The organism is Chryseobacterium pennipullorum (genome assembly GCF_003384725.1).
In the GTDB taxonomy this organism is placed as follows: domain Bacteria; phylum Bacteroidota; class Bacteroidia; order Flavobacteriales; family Weeksellaceae; genus Chryseobacterium; species Chryseobacterium pennipullorum.
On record NZ_QNVV01000019.1, the window covers coordinates 64,492 to 81,327 of the forward strand.

15 protein-coding genes are annotated in these 16,836 nt (G+C 39.8%); 10 read left to right on the top strand and 5 right to left on the bottom strand.

From position 1 onward, the window contains the following. Positions 1-5 precede the first annotated feature (5 nt). The 8 genes from DRF67_RS17540 (at position 6) to nhaA (ending at position 11,435) form a co-directional block, all read left to right on the top strand. Entirely contained in the window at positions 6-200 is a 195-nt protein-coding gene (locus DRF67_RS17540; RefSeq protein ID WP_115929599.1) for a hypothetical protein, read from the top strand. Further along, positions 193-2,895 carry an ATP-binding protein gene (locus tag DRF67_RS17545; RefSeq protein ID WP_165851827.1) on the top strand — a complete coding sequence of 901 codons (2,703 nt, stop codon included), beginning with the start codon at positions 193-195 and terminating at the stop codon, positions 2,893-2,895. The genes DRF67_RS17540 and DRF67_RS17545 overlap by 8 nt, the downstream gene beginning before the upstream one ends. A gap of 9 nt (positions 2,896-2,904) precedes the next feature. Beyond that, complete coding sequence (locus tag DRF67_RS17550; protein WP_115929601.1) at positions 2,905-3,264, top strand: response regulator transcription factor; 360 nt, start codon at positions 2,905-2,907, stop codon at positions 3,262-3,264. Positions 3,265-3,341: 77 nt separating this feature from the next. Then, a complete protein-coding gene (locus DRF67_RS17555; RefSeq protein ID WP_115929602.1) occupies positions 3,342-5,228 on the top strand; it encodes an AMP-binding protein in 1,887 nt (628 codons plus the stop codon). Positions 5,229-5,285: 57 nt separating this feature from the next. Continuing rightward, positions 5,286-7,193, top strand: a complete 1,908-nt coding sequence (acs, locus tag DRF67_RS17560; RefSeq protein ID WP_115929603.1) for an acetate--CoA ligase — start codon at positions 5,286-5,288, stop codon at positions 7,191-7,193. A gap of 373 nt (positions 7,194-7,566) precedes the next feature. Next, positions 7,567-7,932 (top strand): hypothetical protein, encoded by a 366-nt coding sequence (locus DRF67_RS17565; RefSeq protein ID WP_115929604.1) that lies wholly within the window; start codon positions 7,567-7,569, stop codon positions 7,930-7,932. A gap of 111 nt (positions 7,933-8,043) precedes the next feature. After that, on the top strand, positions 8,044-10,254 hold the full coding sequence (locus tag DRF67_RS17570) for a RelA/SpoT family protein (protein WP_115929605.1): 2,211 nt from the start codon (positions 8,044-8,046) through the stop codon (positions 10,252-10,254). Between the two features lie 2 nt (positions 10,255-10,256). Then, complete coding sequence (nhaA, locus tag DRF67_RS17575; RefSeq protein WP_115929606.1) at positions 10,257-11,435, top strand: Na+/H+ antiporter NhaA; 1,179 nt, start codon at positions 10,257-10,259, stop codon at positions 11,433-11,435. Here the strand turns inward: nhaA and DRF67_RS17580 are convergent. Beyond that, a complete protein-coding gene (locus tag DRF67_RS17580) occupies positions 11,432-12,445 on the bottom strand; it encodes a YihY/virulence factor BrkB family protein (RefSeq protein WP_115929607.1) in 1,014 nt (337 codons plus the stop codon). The two genes, nhaA and DRF67_RS17580, sit on opposite strands and share 4 nt — an antisense overlap. A 245-nt stretch (positions 12,446-12,690) precedes the next feature. Next, complete coding sequence (locus tag DRF67_RS17585) at positions 12,691-13,140, bottom strand: DUF1569 domain-containing protein (protein WP_115929608.1); 450 nt, start codon at positions 13,138-13,140, stop codon at positions 12,691-12,693. Between the two features lie 118 nt (positions 13,141-13,258). Between DRF67_RS17585 and DRF67_RS17590 the strand changes: the two genes are divergently transcribed. Beyond that, positions 13,259-14,245: a GlxA family transcriptional regulator gene (locus DRF67_RS17590; protein ID WP_165851825.1), complete on the top strand. Its 987-nt coding sequence runs from the start codon at positions 13,259-13,261 to the stop codon at positions 14,243-14,245. Between the two features lie 84 nt (positions 14,246-14,329). Then, positions 14,330-14,803, top strand: coding sequence for a 23S rRNA (pseudouridine(1915)-N(3))-methyltransferase RlmH (locus DRF67_RS17595; protein WP_115929610.1), 474 nt, complete (start codon positions 14,330-14,332; stop codon positions 14,801-14,803). Between the two features lie 47 nt (positions 14,804-14,850). Here DRF67_RS17595 and DRF67_RS17600 read toward each other — a convergent pair whose 3' ends face one another. From DRF67_RS17600 to DRF67_RS17610, 3 genes are read right to left on the bottom strand one after another with little or no spacing between them, the layout of a single operon-like run. Further along, a complete protein-coding gene (locus DRF67_RS17600) occupies positions 14,851-15,426 on the bottom strand; it encodes a hypothetical protein (protein WP_115929611.1) in 576 nt (191 codons plus the stop codon). 33 nt (positions 15,427-15,459) lie between these two features. Continuing rightward, a complete protein-coding gene (locus tag DRF67_RS17605; protein WP_115929612.1) occupies positions 15,460-16,272 on the bottom strand; it encodes a tetratricopeptide repeat protein in 813 nt (270 codons plus the stop codon). Then, positions 16,269-16,835, bottom strand: coding sequence for a phosphatase PAP2 family protein (locus DRF67_RS17610; protein WP_115929613.1), 567 nt, complete (start codon positions 16,833-16,835; stop codon positions 16,269-16,271). Before DRF67_RS17610 ends, DRF67_RS17605 begins: the two co-directional genes overlap by 4 nt. Between the last annotated feature and the right edge of the window lies 1 nt (position 16,836).

Here is a 16,836-nt window from a genome sequence, read left to right on the forward strand (position 1 = left end):
CATGTATGAAGAAGAGACACGAACAAAAACTGATTATCCTGAGCATTGGACTGATGATCGCTTTCAGCATTCCCATTTCGCTGCTTTTCAACAGCGAAAAAGATGTTTTTGGTTATCCGATGATCCTGATCTACCTGTTCGCGGTCTGGCTCATTTCGATTGTGATTTCTTTTGTAATCGTAAAAAGATATGATGAATAGTTTTGCCCTGTTTTTTGTAGTCCTGTTTTACCTGGCGCTCCTGTTTCTGGTTGCCCATCTGGCAGAGAAGAAAAGAAGTAAGCTATGGATCAACAACCCCTATATTTACGCGCTGTCTTTAGCGGTTTACTGTACTGCCTGGACGTATTACGGAAGTATTGGAGTCGCGGCTACCAGTGGATTAAACTATCTGCCCATTTATATCGGCCCTATCATGATTATTCCAGCCTGGATTTATATCAATACACGGATTGTAAGGATTTCCAGGGTAAATAAAATAAGCAGCCTTGCAGACTTTATTTCTCTGCGATACGGGAACAGCAGAAGTTTCAGTGCGATCATTACCATCGTCTGTCTGCTTGCTATCGTTCCCTATATCGGGCTTCAGATCAAAGCAATCTCGGAAACTTTCCATTTGGTAACGGAAACACCTATGTCCAAAGACATTCTGACGGATAATGCCACATTTGTTGTTGTTTTAATCGCTCTGTTTTCATCGTATTACGGAACCCGGTATGTAGACGCCTCAGAAAAACGACTTGGAATTATTTCCGCCATTGCCCTGGAAAGCTTTTTAAAGCTCTTTTTCATCATTATTCTGGGCTTTTTCGTGATTTATTACGTTTTTGATGGATTTTCAGATATTTACCAAAAGGCCAGCCAGTTTGAAGATTTTAAAGAAAAAAATACCTTTAACGGAATTGAAGGTGCTATGAACTGGATGGTTCTCTGCATGATTTCCGCCACAGCCATCTGCATCCTGCCCCGGCAGTTTCATACCGCTATTATTGAAAACCGACAGGAAAAGCATATTCGCACAGCGATCTGGTTTTTCCCTCTTTATCTGCTTATTTTCACCATATTCATCTTTCCGATAGCCTGGGGAGGACGATTGATTTTTGACGGTCAAAAGGTGAATCCGGAATTCTATTCCATTTTAATTCCGCAGCATTTCGGCAACACGCTTATTACAGTTTTGGTTTTTCTGGGTGGATTAAGCTCATGCATATCCATGATTATCATTTCAGCCATTACCCTTTCTATTATGCTTTCCAACAACCTCATCATCCCGTATGGCCTGCTTGGTAAATTTAAGTCTGAAAGTGAGGAACAAAATACGAGAAACATCACCAACATCAGGAAGTTCAGCATTTTTGCTTTAATTATTATGGCTTTTGCCTTCTACAAATATTTTATACTGAAAACATCACTGGATTCTGTAGGACTCATTTCATTCGTTGTCATTGCCCAGCTGGGACCTGCTTTTTTTGGTGCTTTATTCTGGAGAAGAGGAAGCTACAAGGGAGCTGTTACCGGACTGGCTGCAGGGCTTGCCATCTGTTATTTCGGGCTGATCATTCCCCAATATTATTTTTCTTACAATCAGGAGCTCAAAGGAATTCTGAGAGATATGTATAATTCTTTTGGATTTTTCACCATTCCTTTTCTGGGAAGAATTCCCCAAATTTTCTTTTGGTCGATTTTGGTAAACACGGGGTTGTTTACGATCATCTCTGTGAGCACGAAAGGGAATTACAGGGAGAGAAATTTTGCAGAACTCTACGTTGATATTGATAAGTATATTCAGAATCATGAAAACGCATTTATCTGGCGCGGAACCGCATATATCTCTGACATCAGGAACATTCTTGAAAGGTTTTTGGGCAAAAATAAAACTGAACAGGCTTTAAGGATTTTCAACCTTAAATATAACATCGATTCAAAAACAGAAACTGCTGATTCCAGGTTTATTAAGTTTTCCGAAAATCTTTTAGCCGGAAGGATTGGCACCGCTTCCGCCAAAATCCTCATCGAAGGCGTTACCAAAGAAGATAAAATATCCCTGAAAGAAGTGCTGAATATCCTTGAAGAATCTCAAGAAAATATAAACCTCAACAAGAAACTCACCGAACAGTCTGAGGAATTGCAAAAGCTTTCCGATGACCTTCGCACCGCTAATGAAAGTCTGATTGTAAAAGACCGCCAGAAAGATGACTTCCTGGATTCCGTAGCTCACGAACTGAGAACACCCATTACCGCTATCCGTTCAGCAGGGGAAATCCTGGCTGATGACGATGATATTCCACAGGAAATCAAGCAGGAGTTTCTAAACAACATCATCACAGAATCTGACAGGTTAAGTGAAATCATCAATGACATCCTTTATCTCGACAAGCTTCAGCATGGCGAAATTTCCCTTACCATCAGGCAAAACAACATTATTGAAACCTATAAAAAAGCTCTGAATCCTCTTCTTCACCTGATCCAGCAGAAAAATATTCATCTCAGCGAAGTAAATCTTTTAAATCACCATATATTTTTATACGATGAAGCAAGAATGATCCAGTTGTTTCAGAACATCTGGGGCAACGCCTTAAAGTTCACAGATGAACAGGGAACCATACAAACCAAGATTTTTGAGAAAGACACCGATCTGATCATTACCATTTTCAATACCGGCAAACACATCCCGGAAGAAGACCTGGAAATGATTTTTGACAAATTTTATCAATCGAAAAACCAAAATATTTTAAAACCTATAGGAAGCGGACTGGGTCTGGCTATTTCAAAAAAGATTGTAGAAGCCCACCAAGGCAGGATAAAAGCTGAAAACAGCGGACTGGGAGTTACTTTTACTATCACCATCCCCGGAAAAGCTGTAGAAAATATTACAAATGATGTTGAACACCATTAAACCCACTTTATGAAAAAGATTATCATTGCAGATGACGAACACAAAATATTAATGTCTCTGGAATACAGCTTTAAGAAAAACGGCTATGACGTATACATCGCCCGTGACGGAACGGAAGTTCTGGAATTTCTGAAAACAATGGTTCCGGATGTGATCCTTCTCGATATTATGATGCCCAATCTTGACGGTTACAGCACGTTGGACCTCATCAAGCAGGATGACAAGCTTAAAGACACCAAAGTGATTTTTCTGAGTGCCAAAAACAATCCCAGAGATATTGAAAAAGGCCTGGAAATGGGAGCCGATGCTTACATCACCAAGCCCTACTCGATCAAAAAGCTGATGCAGCAGATCGAGGAAATGTTTTAATCTGGCCTTGCTGACCTTGTCAAGGTTCTAACCTTGACAAGGTCAGGCTAAAAACCCCAAAAAACACGACTATTGATATGGATACAGATACATTATTTAAACAAAGCATAGAAAACAAAGAGGATTTCTGGAAGGAACAAGCCAAAGCAATAGAATGGTTTGAATTTCCGCAGCAAATTCTTTCTAAAGGAGACAACGATTATCCACAGTGGTTTTCCGATGGAAAGCTCAACATGTGCTATTTATGCATCGACAAGCACATTGAGGACGGTTTTGGCGATCAGATTGCCATTGTCTACGATTCACCGGTGACTCATCAAAAGAAAACCTATACATTCAGTCAGGCAAAAGAGGAAATTTCAAAACTGGCAGGTGGACTGACGTCGCTTGGCTTAACCAAAGGAGATACCGCTGTTATTTACATGCCCATGATTCCGCAGACGCTTTTTACCATGCTTGCCTGCGCCAGAATCGGGGTCATTCATAATGTGGTTTTCGGAGGTTTTGCTCCCCAGGAACTGGTGGTAAGGATTGATGATTGTAAGCCAAAAGTATTGATTACCGCCACAGCCGGAATTGAAATTGCCAAAAGAATCCCGTACCTCCCGTTGGTGGAAAAGGCCATTGAGCTTGCCCAGGACAAAGTAGACCATATAATTGTTTATAACAGGAAGCTGGTAGATAACCAGCATGAAATGTTTGACGGTCTGATCGATTATGAGGAGCTGGTTCATAAATCGGAACCTGCCGGCTGTATTTCCCTGGAATCCACTCATCCGCTCTACCTGCTGTATACTTCGGGAACAACCGGAAAACCTAAAGGAATAGTCCGCGATACCGGTGGTTATGCTACGGCACTGAAGTTTTCAATGAAATACATCTATGGCGTGGAGCAGGGAGAAACGTATTGGGCGGCATCGGATTTCGGCTGGGCAGTAGGACACAGCTATTCGATCTACGGCCCTTTGATCAACAGAAACACCACCGTTATTTTTGAAGGAAAACCCATCATGACCCCTGACGCAGGAACTTTCTGGAGGATTATTTCTGAATACAAAGTTTCTGTCATGTTTACCGCACCTACCGCCATCAGGGCGATAAAAAAAGAAGATCCTCACGGAGAACTGGTCAAAAAATATGATCTTTCCCATTTCAGGAAACAGTTCCTGGCAGGCGAACGCTGTGATGTTGCTACGCTGGACTGGTTTGCAGAGCATATTGGAGTTCCCGCCATCGATCACTGGTGGCAGACGGAATCCGGCTGGCCTATGCTGGGTTTGATGACTTATGACGAGAATTATACCATCAAAAGGGCTTCCGCAGGAAAACCTGTTCCGGGCTATGATATTAAAATATTTGATGAAAACGGATATGAGCTGGATGCTCATCAGGAGGGCTATCTGATTATAAAGCTACCACTTCCTCCGGGAGCTATGCTGGGGATCTGGAACGATTATGATCGCTTCCAAAGCAGCTACCTCTCGCAATACAATGGATATTATTTCTCCGGAGATGGTGCCATTCAGGATGAAGACGGCTATATATTCATTACGGGAAGGGTTGATGATGTCATTAATGTGGCAGGACACCGCCTCTCTACGTCAGAAATGGAAGAAATCGTCTCCTCACACCCCGACGTAGCGGAATGTGCCGTAGTAGGAATTGATGATGATCTGAAAGGTCAGATTCCTTTTGCAGTCATTGTTTTGAAGAACGGAACCACTATTTCTGAAAAGGAAGTTGAGAAAGATATTATCCAGATGGTCCGCAATACAATCGGCGCAGTGGCTTTTCTTAAAAACGCTATGGTTGTCAAACGATTACCGAAAACGCGCTCTGGAAAAATCCTGAGAAAGCTGATCAGAACGTTACTGGATGGAAAAGATTTCCAGATTCCATCAACAATTGATGACGAGAAAATCATCGAAGAAATTCAGGAAAAAATCAGGGAATACAGGGCTTAAACGACAAATTAGACATATATTTAAAATACAATTCAAATTTCAAAAAACGAAAGGGATATGAGAAATTACTTAATAGAAGATTTACCACAATACTTTGAAGATTATAAGAGATCTATCAAAAATCCCAAAAAATTCTGGGATAAAGTAGCAGACCAGAACTTTGTGTGGTATCAGAGATGGAGCAAGGTTGTTAAGTACGATATGAATGAAGCCAAAATCACATGGTTTAAGAATGCGAAATTAAATATCACCAAAAACTGCATAGACAGGCATCTTGCCGTAAGGGGAGATAAAACGGCCATTATCTGGGAACCCAACGATCCTAAAGAAGAAGCCCAGCATATCTCTTACAGCGAGCTGTATAACCGGGTGAACAAAACCGCCAATGTCTTACGTGAAATGGGAATAGAGAAAGGAGACAGGGTCTGTATTTACCTGCCCATGATTCCTGAGCTGGCGATAACGATGCTGGCCTGTGCCAAACTGGGTGCCGTGCACTCCGTGATCTTTGCAGGATTTTCTGCTTCAGCAGTTGCCTCAAGAGTCAATGACTGTGAGGCAAAAATGGTCATCACCTCAGACGGAAGTTACAGAGGAAGCAAAATTCTGGATTTAAAAAGCATTGTTGATGAAGCCTTGGAGAAAACACCCAGTATTGAACATGTTTTGGTGGTGAAAAGAACCCACAATGACATTAAAATGAAAGAAGGAAGAGACCATTGGATGGCCGACCTGTACGAAAAAGCATCTCCTGATTTCGTTACGGTAATTATGGATTCTGAAGACCCGCTTTTTATTTTATACACTTCAGGTTCTACCGGCAAGCCCAAGGGAATGCTTCATACCTGCGCCGGATATATGGTGTATACCGCTTATACCTTTAAAAATGTATTCAATTATAAAGAAAATGACATCTATTGGTGTACAGCAGACATCGGATGGATCACGGGCCATTCATATATCCTGTACGGGCCTCTATTGAATGGTGCAACGACCGTTATTTTTGAAGGTGTGCCTACCTATCCGGAACCCGACCGTTTCTGGGAGGTTATTGAAAAACATAAGATCACCCAGTTCTACACTGCTCCTACCGCCATCCGTTCTCTGGCCAAGGAGAGCGCAGAATGGGTAGATAAGCACGACCTGAGTACACTGAAGGTAATAGGGTCTGTAGGAGAACCTATTAATGATGAAGCATGGCACTGGTTCAACGATCATGTGGGAAAGAAAAAATGTCCGATTGTAGATACCTGGTGGCAAACTGAAACCGGAGGTATTATGATCTCTCCCCTTCCTTTTGTAACTCCTACAAAACCCACCTATGCCACTCTTCCACTACCGGGAATTCAGCCTGTTCTCATGGATGATAAGCGCAATGAGATTACAGGGAACCAGGTTACCGGAAACCTCTGCATCCGTTTTCCATGGCCAGGAATTGCCAGAACAATATGGGGAGACCATCAAAGGTATAAAGAAACCTATTTTACAGCCTTTCCGGGCAAATATTTTACAGGTGACGGGGCTTTAAGAGATGAAGTAGGATATTACAGAATTACCGGCCGTGTGGATGATGTCATTATTGTTTCAGGCCACAATTTAGGTACAGCTCCTATTGAAGACAGCATCAACCAGCATCCTGCCGTTGCAGAATCTGCTATTGTAGGCTATCCTCACGATATCAAAGGAAATGCCTTGTACGGTTACGTAATGCTTAAAGAATCCGGAGAAGGACGTGATAAAGAAAATCTGAAAAAAGAGATCAACCAATTGATTGCTGATCAGATCGGACCGATAGCCAAACTGGATAAAATTCAATTTGTATCCGGGCTTCCCAAAACCCGTTCCGGGAAAATCATGCGTAGAATTCTGAGAAAAATTGCAGAGGGTGACTTCAGCAACTTCGGGGATATTTCTACTCTTCTGAATCCGGAAATTGTAGAGGAAATCAAAAACCAGAGAATTTAAACCCATTTAAATCACGAAAAGAGATCATTTCCATGTGAAGTGATCTCTTTTTTTGTTTTCTGATGAAAGAATAATGTCACTGATACGATGAAATTTACACAGGATCAACAATCATAAAAACAGGGTGAGAATAGTGGAGTTAAATGCAATTGTCATTCATACTTTTCCCGGGCCTACAATAGTGACAGACACTAAAGGAATATAATATAAAATTACAGAATCCCCAAAACCAAACAGCTGTTCAATAGAATTTTTCAAACATTTTAACATTATATTATAGATAAAATATTAATTAATAAATTTTATTGAAAAATAACTATGGATATAAGGAAATTATTATTAACTTTAATCACAACTTTAAAACCCATTAATTATGTCAAATATATTAGCTGGGCTATTTGAGCACAACAGCGATTACAAAAAGCTCGAAAATGATCTGGAAACTTCGGGATTCCTAACATCAGATTATATCATATATCTTAGTAATGAACATCATAACTCCCAGTATCTGGCGAGTGTAGCCATTAAAGACAGCAGCCAGAATGAAAATGCACGGAGTATTTTTATGCAGAATGCGGTGCTGAAAACCTATCAGTTTGAAAATATGAGCATTGATCAGGCCAATTATGACACGATTAAAAAATACATTGATGCCAGAAACAGGGCTGAGATTCACAACAGCCCAGATATCAAAATCAAAACATCAAGTAACGGAATGAATTCCGAAGTTAAATTCTAATCGATATAAAACCTAATAACCAGGAATCCGTGGAAATATTCTGCGGATTTTTTATATTTGAAAAAGAGAAAAAATTTTCGTATTTTCGTTTAAATATAGGCATTAGCACAAATGAGTTACGACTTAGAACAGGAAAATAAAGAGATCCTCGCAAGATATAAGGATCTGATTTCTAATACATACAGAACACTGGATGAGGAAAACAACAGGCTCATCCGAAAAGCTTTTGATATTGCATTGGATGCACACAAAGATCAAAGGAGAAAATCTGGTGAACCTTACATTTACCACCCTATTGCTGTTGCTAAAATTGTCGCAACTGAGATAGGTCTGGGTGCTACTTCTATTGCCTGTGCCCTACTGCATGACGTGATCGAAGATTCTGACTATACGTATGAAGATCTGAAAAAAATCTTTGGGGAAAAGATTGCCAATATCGTGAATGGACTGACAAAGATCTCCATCATGAATCATCAGAATATCTCTGTACAATCTGAAAACTACAGAAAGCTTCTGTTGACCTTATCTGAAGATTTCAGGGTGATTCTAATTAAAATTGCAGACCGTCTTCACAATATGAGGACGCTGGAGAGTATGGCCCCGGACAAGCAGAAGAAAATTGCTTCCGAAACGGTTTATATTTATGCGCCTATGGCCCACCGCCTTGGATTGTATAACATCAAATCTGAATTGGAGGACCTCTCTTTAAAATACAACAACCCCGAAATTTACAACGAAATCACGGAAAAACTGGAACTTGCCAAGGAAAGCCGTGAACGATATATTGAAGAATTTAAAACCGAAGTATCAGAAAGGCTAAAGGATGAAGGTTTAAATTTTACCATTAAAGGCCGTGCAAAAGCTATTTCTTCCATCTACAGGAAAATGCTGAAGCAAGGTGTTTCCTTTGAGGAAGTTTTTGATAATTATGCCATCAGGATTATTTATAAATCCGATGCTAAAAACGAAAAATTCCTTGCCTGGAAGATCTATTCAATTGTTACAGATGTGTACCACAGCAACCCTTCGAGGATGAGAGACTGGATCACCCAGCCCCGCTCCACGGGATATGAAAGTCTTCACCTGACCGTTCTGGGACCTGACAAAAAATGGATTGAAGTCCAGATCCGCTCAGAACGTATGGATGAGATTGCTGAAAAAGGGGTGGCTGCGCATTACAAATACAAAGAAGGCTACAAGCAAAGCTCTGATGACCGTAATTTTGAAAAATGGGTTACAGAAATCCGTGAAGTCCTGGAACAGCAGCAGAATCTTTCTACGTCTGAACTTTTGGACAATATCAAGCTTAATCTCTACTCCAAAGAGGTATTTGTCTTTACCCCGAAAGGAGAAATTAAAATTCTTCCAACCAATGCTACCGCTCTTGACTTTGCCTTTGCAGTCCATTCTGACCTTGGGATGAAATGTTTAGGGGCAAAAATCAACGGCAAGCTGGTTCCTATTTCCTACATTCTTCAAAATGGTGACCAGATCGATATCCTCTCTTCACAGAATCAAAAACCAAAATCCGACTGGCTGGAATTTGTAGTAACTTCAAAAGCCAAGTCCAAGATTAAGAGTTACCTGAATTCACAGAAAAACCAGCTGGTAGAAGAAGGAAAAGAGATCCTGCAGAGGAAGCTTCGTCATGCGAAAATTAATTTTAATGATGAAGAAATCAACAAACTTCAGAAATTCTTCAATTTAAAATCTTCTCAGGAGGTGTTTCTCAAGTTCCAAAGTAATGAACTGGACGCAAGCAGCCTGAGAAAATATATTGAAAGTAAGAACGTATTCAACAATTTACTTTCAAGATTCAGAAAGTCACCGAGCAAAAATCAGCATTTCGAAGAACCGAAAGAGCAGAATCTTGATATGATTGTTTTCGGGAAAGATGAAGAAAAGCTCAATTATACATATGCCAAATGCTGTACAGTTATTCCGGGTGATAAAATTTTCGGATTTATTACCATTTCTGATGGAATCAAGGTGCACAGTGACAATTGCCCCAACGCCATCAATCTGAGAGCCCAATACGATTACCGTGTGATCCCCGCTAAGTGGGTGAATGCCGAAAGCTTCAAAAACAGGGTGAAAATTGAGATCGAAGGCCTTGACAGGATGGGAATGATCAATGATATTACCACCGTCATCAGTGGCAGTATGGGGATGGATATGAAAAGTATGTCCATTGAATCCAACAATGGAGTGTTCACCGGAAACATCAATCTTGAAGTCAAAAATAAAGGTCAGCTGGAAGAGACCTTCAAAAAACTTAAGAATATTAATGGAGTTTCAAGAGTGAGACGACTACAATCATAGATATGAATTTAACCCTTTATTTTAAAAAATTTTTCAACAACAGCCAGGCCTCAGGAATTATTCTTATTTTCTGTGTACTGGCATCATTACTTATTGCCAATTCATCAGCTGCAGAAAGCTTTCAACATCTCTTGGATAAAAATGTGGGAACCCATCTGTTTGAACTGGAATATCCGGTAAGCATCTGGATCAACGATGGCCTGATGGCTGTATTCTTTCTCCTGGTGGGACTTGAGATCAAAAGAGAACTTGTAGAAGGTGAACTTTCATCCTTTAAAAATGCATCTTTACCGATCTTTGCTGCTGTAGGCGGAATGCTTGTTCCCGCTGTGATTTACAGCCTGTTCAATTCCGGAACGGAATACAGTAACGGCTGGGGAATTCCAATGGCAACGGACATTGCCTTCTCACTGGCTATTATTTCCATGCTGGGGAAGAAGATTCCCAATTCGATCAAAATATTTCTGGCTGCACTAGCCATTGTTGATGACCTGGGAGCCATTCTGGTGATCGCCATTTTTTATACTGAGCAGATCCACTGGACCTACCTTTTGTTATCTCTTGGAGTTACCGTCCTTTTGTTTCTCTTGAATTTTCTAAAGGTGACGCGTATTGTATTTTATATAATTCCAGGATTATTTTTATGGTATTTCCTGCATCATTCAGGGATTCATGCGACAATAGCCGGAGTTCTGCTGGCATTTTCAATTCCTACCAATGTATCCAATGTAGAAATTTCGCCCCTGGAAAAGCTGGAGCATAAACTGCATATCCCGGTGAGCTTCCTGATCATGCCTGTGTTTGCATTGGCGAATACCAATATTACCTTTTCAAGTGAAATGGTGGCTGGCATCGGCAGTACTTTAGGACTGGGAATTATCTGCGGACTGGTGCTCGGAAAACTGATCGGAATCAATCTGTTTTCATTCATTGCCATCAAACTCAAGATGAGCTCTTTACCTCATAACAGCAACTGGCTTCAGATGCTTGGGGTGGGACTTCTAGCAGGTATCGGTTTTACCATGTCCATTTTCATTGCACTGCTCTCCTTTAAAGGTGAAATTGAAATCCAGGATGAAGCCAAATTTGCCATTCTGATCGCTTCGTTTATCGCTGCTATTACAGGGTTTATTATCCTAAGCATCAGTTCTAAAGAAAATCCGGAACTGGAAGAGGATTAATCCTTCTTCCGGTTTTCCATATTGCGGCGGTGGCCGGGATCATTCTCGTAATCCTGTTCTGTGATAGAATTTCGATAATGAAAAGTCTCCTTTTTGATTTCATCAGAAAGGAGTTTTTCTATTCTAAGCCTTCTGATGGCCAGGTTCAGTTCATTTCCAAAAAGCAACAGGTAGACGTTCACATTCACCCATACCATTAGCAGAATCATGCTTCCGATAGAGCCGTAGAGAACATTATACCGGGCGATATTTTTCACATATATGGCAAAGATATAGGTGGTCACCAAAAAGAGTATGGTGGTAAGAATCGCTCCCGGAATTGCCTGTCTGAATCTTGCTATTTTTACAGTCCCCAGCCAGTAAAATAAGGTAAGAAGAATAAAATAAAACAAAGGAAAAGAGACAAATCCTATAATTTTGGATAGATTATTGACCAGCCACGATATATCATAGGCCGGCGTGAAGGGTTTTATCACAACCTCTGCATAGTACACTCCGAAAAGTGCCAGGAATACAATGGTAATAAAACCTATGGTAATAAAAAAAGAAAGAATAAACTCTTTAACATCACTCAGCTTCTCATCCGAATTTTCATTGAATCCACTAATAAGGGAAAATGTACCATTTGTAGCGAAAATAAGTGCCAGCAGAATGGTCAGATTACTGATCCCCTTCATGTTGGGAATAATACTCGTTTCAATATATCCTCTCACGTCGTTTTCCATATTGGAAGGAAAAACATTATGCAGCAAGACGTTAAAAATATAAAACTCCAGCTTATCGTAAAGGGGCATGTAGGGAAGCACGGAAAGCAAAAACAGAATAAAAGGAAATAAACTCATGGTAAAGCTCCAGGAGATGGCGGCCGCCTTTCTTCCGATTTTATCTTTAAAAATTCCGGAGATATAAATCTGAAACATTTGCCAGAGTGATATTCCCAAAACCGGAATATGAATATCATCAAAAAACTCTTGAATCTTTAGGATAAATCTGGGAACTTTTATACTCATCTGTTGTTGTAATTTACTGAAAGATCACCATAAATGGCATCGTTTACAGGCCGCATTTTAAACTTATCGCTGATCTCTCCCTACAAATATAAACATTTTCCCTCTCCTTCTTGATTGCATACATTGCACAGAATAAAGACTGAGGAACAGAAATAATAAAAATTGTGATGTTTTCACTTGTATAGGTATAATGCTTTTATTTTAATCCCCAAATAATTACAATAATTCAATTAACCTTATTATTCCTATGCATTGAATTGTCTCAGATGATGATCCATATGTTTGTATACAAAAATACCCAGCTCTTCACGTTTCATGCTTCCGAAAAAATCATGAATAAATCCAGGATTCGAAAAATTTCCATAGGCAGCAATCTGTTCCAGCCATATTTTTTTCTGTCTTTCAATGTCCCCCCCGGATTCTTTAATCGTAAAACTACCGGCCGGAGAATTTCTTTTCATAGGTTTGTCGTCTTTTACCATTCCTTTGAGAACCATTTTTCCAAAGAGCTTTCCTAAAAAGTCCTGCCGGTACGTATGGTTTCCGTTTCCAAGTACCCAATCATTCCATTTGGTACAGTGCTTTATCATCTGATACAGGTTCATCTTCCCCCATTGGGCCGTATTATTCTGACCGATGGTATGGATTCTTGCGGTCAGCTCTTCTCTTGCTGTACGATCAAATATTGTTTTCATAACTAAATCTTTCTGTAAAATTACCTGACTCAGCCGAAATACCTGCTACGTTAAAATGACATCCAACAGTGTATTTTGTGCCAGAATTTATGTATTTTTAAAACACAACACCGCCATTATGAAGCATATTTCACTTATAGTATATGAAAATGTATTGTCCACAGCAGTTTCCAATACGGCATCACTGCTGGCCAGCGCCAATGAAGCAGCAGTGAGAAAGAACTTGTCGATACCCTTTCAGATTGAATTTGTTGGAGTGGGCTTAAAAGAAATATCGTCCAACCTGCCCATAGAATTCCACTGTGCCAAAACGATATCAGAGGAATTTGAAACAGATGTGGTCATCCTTCCACCAATGAACACCAATCCGGATCAAATCACCGGATTGCTGGCTGAAAATAAAACACTTATTTCTTGGATCAACGAAAAATACCATGAAAAAGCAGAAATCATCAGCCTGTGTACAGGAGCCTATTTTCTGGCGGAATGTGGTCTTCTGGATGGAATGCCTGCAACCTCCCATTGGGGAGCAATCGAAGATCTGCAGCAAAGATATCCGCGGATCGATTTCAAACCGGAGCATGTGGTTACTCATTCCAAAGCAATTATTACCGGCGGGGGTGGCTTCTCTTCTTTAAACGCGATGCTCTATTTTATTGAGAAGAATTCAACCAAAGAGATTTCCATTGAGCTCAGTAAATATTATGGGCTGGATTATGGCCGTACATCACAGAAACTATTCACAGTATTTTCGGGCCAGCGGCTTCATGATGACGATGAAATTCACAAAGCACAAAGCTATATTGAGAAAAAATTTAAAACAGATCTTTCTGTAGACCAGATTGCCAGCCAGGTAAATATGAGCAAACGAAATTTTATCCGGAGATTTAAAAATGCCACCAGGCTAAATCCTATAGAATATATACAGCGGCTAAAGGTAGAGGCTGCCAAAAAAGCACTGGAAACAGGTGCTGCCAATATTGCTGATGTTACTTATAGCATCGGGTATAATGATCTGAGGACTTTCAGAACTATTTTCAAGAGGGTAACCGGATTGACTCCTGTGGATTACAGAAACAGATTCAAAAGCAATTCGGTGGACTAGCAAAAAAGGATGATAAGATGGAGCCAGTCATGAGATCCCTTCATTTCAAAAAGTAGTATCTTTGCGGCCTGAAACTTATTATCAATGCGAATCAGTTTACTTTGTATCGGAAAAACAGACGACCGGGAAATTACTTCTTTGATCAACTACTATCTTAACCGCCTGCCTAAACACTGGAATTTTGAAATTACAGAAATTTCCGATGTGAAAAATGCAAAAAACCTAACTCCTGATCTTCTGAAAAAAGAGGAGGCCAAACTATTTTTAAATCATATAGATAAGAATGATATGGTCGTGATGCTTGATGAAAAAGGAAAACAGCTGACCAGTCGCGAATTTTCCCAGAAAATTGATACCTGGATGAATTCTTCCGTCAAAAAAGTACATATTCTGATCGGCGGGGCATATGGATTTTCTGACGAAATCTATAGCAGGGCTAATGAAAAAATGTCACTGTCTAAGATGACATTTACACATCAGATGATCCGGCTGTTTATTATAGAACAATTGTACAGGGCTGACCAGATTCTCCAGGGAAAACCTTATCATAACGACTAATTAAAAATGGTCCCGGCAGGACTATTTTTAATGATAAGCAATCGTTTTCACTTCTTTTTAAAACAGATTGTATTGATTCCGACATCATAACAGTAAGTCCCTCTTTTAAGTCCTTTCTTAACATCTGAGAAATGTTTTTTCAGGTTTTCTTCATGATCAATAATCTTTAGCCAGTTCTGAACTTTAAGTCTTAATGGGGTTGTTTCCATTTTTTGCTGATCGGACGGGTAAAGTTCGGGAAATGTAAAACTTTCTATTTTACCATTTCTCAGCAGTTGCAAAGTCAATGCATCACCATCCAGATAAGCCATTCCTTCATCATTATACGCCTCGTTTACGGAATCAATCCCTGCTTCTTTCAATTTTAAAATCATCTTCCTGGCTGTCCCTGGATACAGGGTTGTCTCTGACAGAATTTCAAGTTGGGTTCCCTTCTTTTTGAGATGAGTATTGATTGTCGCAGAATATGTATCATCCTTGTGATGTTTCAATGTAATGATCTGAGGTGAATCACAAAGCCCAAATTGATAATAGCTGAGATATTCCTCAGCCTTCTGACCTTTTGAAGATCCATAGAATAAAAGGGTCGTTATAAAAACCAGTATGATCGTTCCTGTATTCATTTTTTTATATAGAAAGACTTAAAGAAAGTCTCTTTATTTCTTGATACATTTGGTGTAATATTCTGCCAATACTGCTTTTTCATACCCTAAGGCAACGGCTTTATCAAGGTTTTCACAAGCTTCCTTAGGCTTGGCGGTATCGAACAAAACGAAGGCTTTGGTAATGTATGACTGTGCAAATTTCGGGTCTATGGAAACTGCTTTATTGATGTCAGCGAGAGATTCCTTATACTTTTTCATTTTAAAGTAAACATCTGCCCGCCCGTTATACAGTAATGACTCGGGTTTTTCGGCAATAAGCTGGTTATAATCCTTTAAGGCGCCGTCAAGGTCGCCATTATTTTTCTTTAAGTTGGCGAGCCCTGTTTTAGCATAAATATTATCGGGTGCAAAGGTGAGAATCTGATTAAGATCTTTGATCGCAAAATCTTTTTTACCCTGTCCATCATAAATTTTGGAGCGTGTAAGGTACAGATCAGCGTTTTTATCGTCCACCTGAAGTCCTTTCTGAATGTATTCCAGTGCTTTGACTTTATTTCCTTTCTGGCTGTGCAGCGACGCTATATTTGCGTATACTGAAACAGACATTGGATTTGCTTTTAAAGCAGATTCATAGGATTTAAAAGCGAGTGCTGTTTTCCCCAGCCTTCTCTGCGCCATCCCGAGATAATCATAATATTCAGACTGATATTTCTGGATCTGTTCTTTTTCCGCCAGCCTGGCGTACTGCTCTTCGGCACATTTATAATCTGCTTTTTTAAAGCATTCTTCAGCCAGTTTTTTATCCTGGGCATGGAGATGAAATAAAACAAAAAGGGAAGCCGGAAGTAATAATTTTTTTTTCATGAGGTTATATTCTGTTTGTTGATGACTTTTTTAGAAAGTGCAGCAAATACCACTCCCAATAAAGATCCAACAAACGCCCCCACCAAAATATCTATCGGGAAATGTACTCCTAAATATATACGACTATAGGAAACCACTATAGCCCATACCAATATAGCATAGGGAAACCACTTAAGCTTATTTTTTAATAAAATCCCTAAAAAGGCCGCCAAAAAAAAGGTGTTGGAAGCATGGGCAGAATAAAAGCCATACTGACCGCCACACTTCACAATTCTCATATAGTGTTCCAGAGTAGGGTCATGACATGGTCTCAGTCTTGCCACTCCATATTTGAACACACTGGCCAGCTGATCCGAAACGGTTGCTCCGATTGCTAAAAAAATAAGGATAAAAATTAAAGATTTTACCTGGTAATTTTTGTATAGGAAATAAAAAAATATGATGTAAAGTGGCACCCAGATCCACGTACTGGAAATCAGCATCCAGAACTGGTCGAAAGATGAATCTCCCAGATTGTTAAGGTATAAAAAAACCTTCTTATCTTCCTGAATAATCTCTTCCATA

Bases quoted from the DNA above. Each gene is read 5' to 3' on its own strand.
- DRF67_RS17540 (WP_115929599.1), top strand. From the start codon at position 6: ATGAAGAAGAGACACGAACAAAAACTGATTATCCTGAGCATTGGACTG.
- DRF67_RS17545 (WP_165851827.1), top strand. From the start codon at position 193: ATGAATAGTTTTGCCCTGTTTTTTGTAGTCCTGTTTTACCTGGCGCTC.
- DRF67_RS17550 (WP_115929601.1), top strand. From the start codon at position 2,905: ATGAAAAAGATTATCATTGCAGATGACGAACACAAAATATTAATGTCT.
- DRF67_RS17555 (WP_115929602.1), top strand. From the start codon at position 3,342: ATGGATACAGATACATTATTTAAACAAAGCATAGAAAACAAAGAGGAT.
- acs (WP_115929603.1), top strand. From the start codon at position 5,286: ATGAGAAATTACTTAATAGAAGATTTACCACAATACTTTGAAGATTAT.
- DRF67_RS17565 (WP_115929604.1), top strand. From the start codon at position 7,567: ATGTCAAATATATTAGCTGGGCTATTTGAGCACAACAGCGATTACAAA.
- DRF67_RS17570 (WP_115929605.1), top strand. From the start codon at position 8,044: ATGAGTTACGACTTAGAACAGGAAAATAAAGAGATCCTCGCAAGATAT.
- nhaA (WP_115929606.1), top strand. From the start codon at position 10,257: ATGAATTTAACCCTTTATTTTAAAAAATTTTTCAACAACAGCCAGGCC.
- DRF67_RS17580 (WP_115929607.1), bottom strand. From the start codon at position 12,445: ATGAGTATAAAAGTTCCCAGATTTATCCTAAAGATTCAAGAGTTTTTT.
- DRF67_RS17585 (WP_115929608.1), bottom strand. From the start codon at position 13,140: ATGAAAACAATATTTGATCGTACAGCAAGAGAAGAGCTGACCGCAAGA.
- DRF67_RS17590 (WP_165851825.1), top strand. From the start codon at position 13,259: ATGAAGCATATTTCACTTATAGTATATGAAAATGTATTGTCCACAGCA.
- DRF67_RS17595 (WP_115929610.1), top strand. From the start codon at position 14,330: ATGCGAATCAGTTTACTTTGTATCGGAAAAACAGACGACCGGGAAATT.
- DRF67_RS17600 (WP_115929611.1), bottom strand. From the start codon at position 15,426: ATGAATACAGGAACGATCATACTGGTTTTTATAACGACCCTTTTATTC.
- DRF67_RS17605 (WP_115929612.1), bottom strand. From the start codon at position 16,272: ATGAAAAAAAAATTATTACTTCCGGCTTCCCTTTTTGTTTTATTTCAT.
- DRF67_RS17610 (WP_115929613.1), bottom strand. From the start codon at position 16,835: ATGGAAGAGATTATTCAGGAAGATAAGAAGGTTTTTTTATACCTTAAC.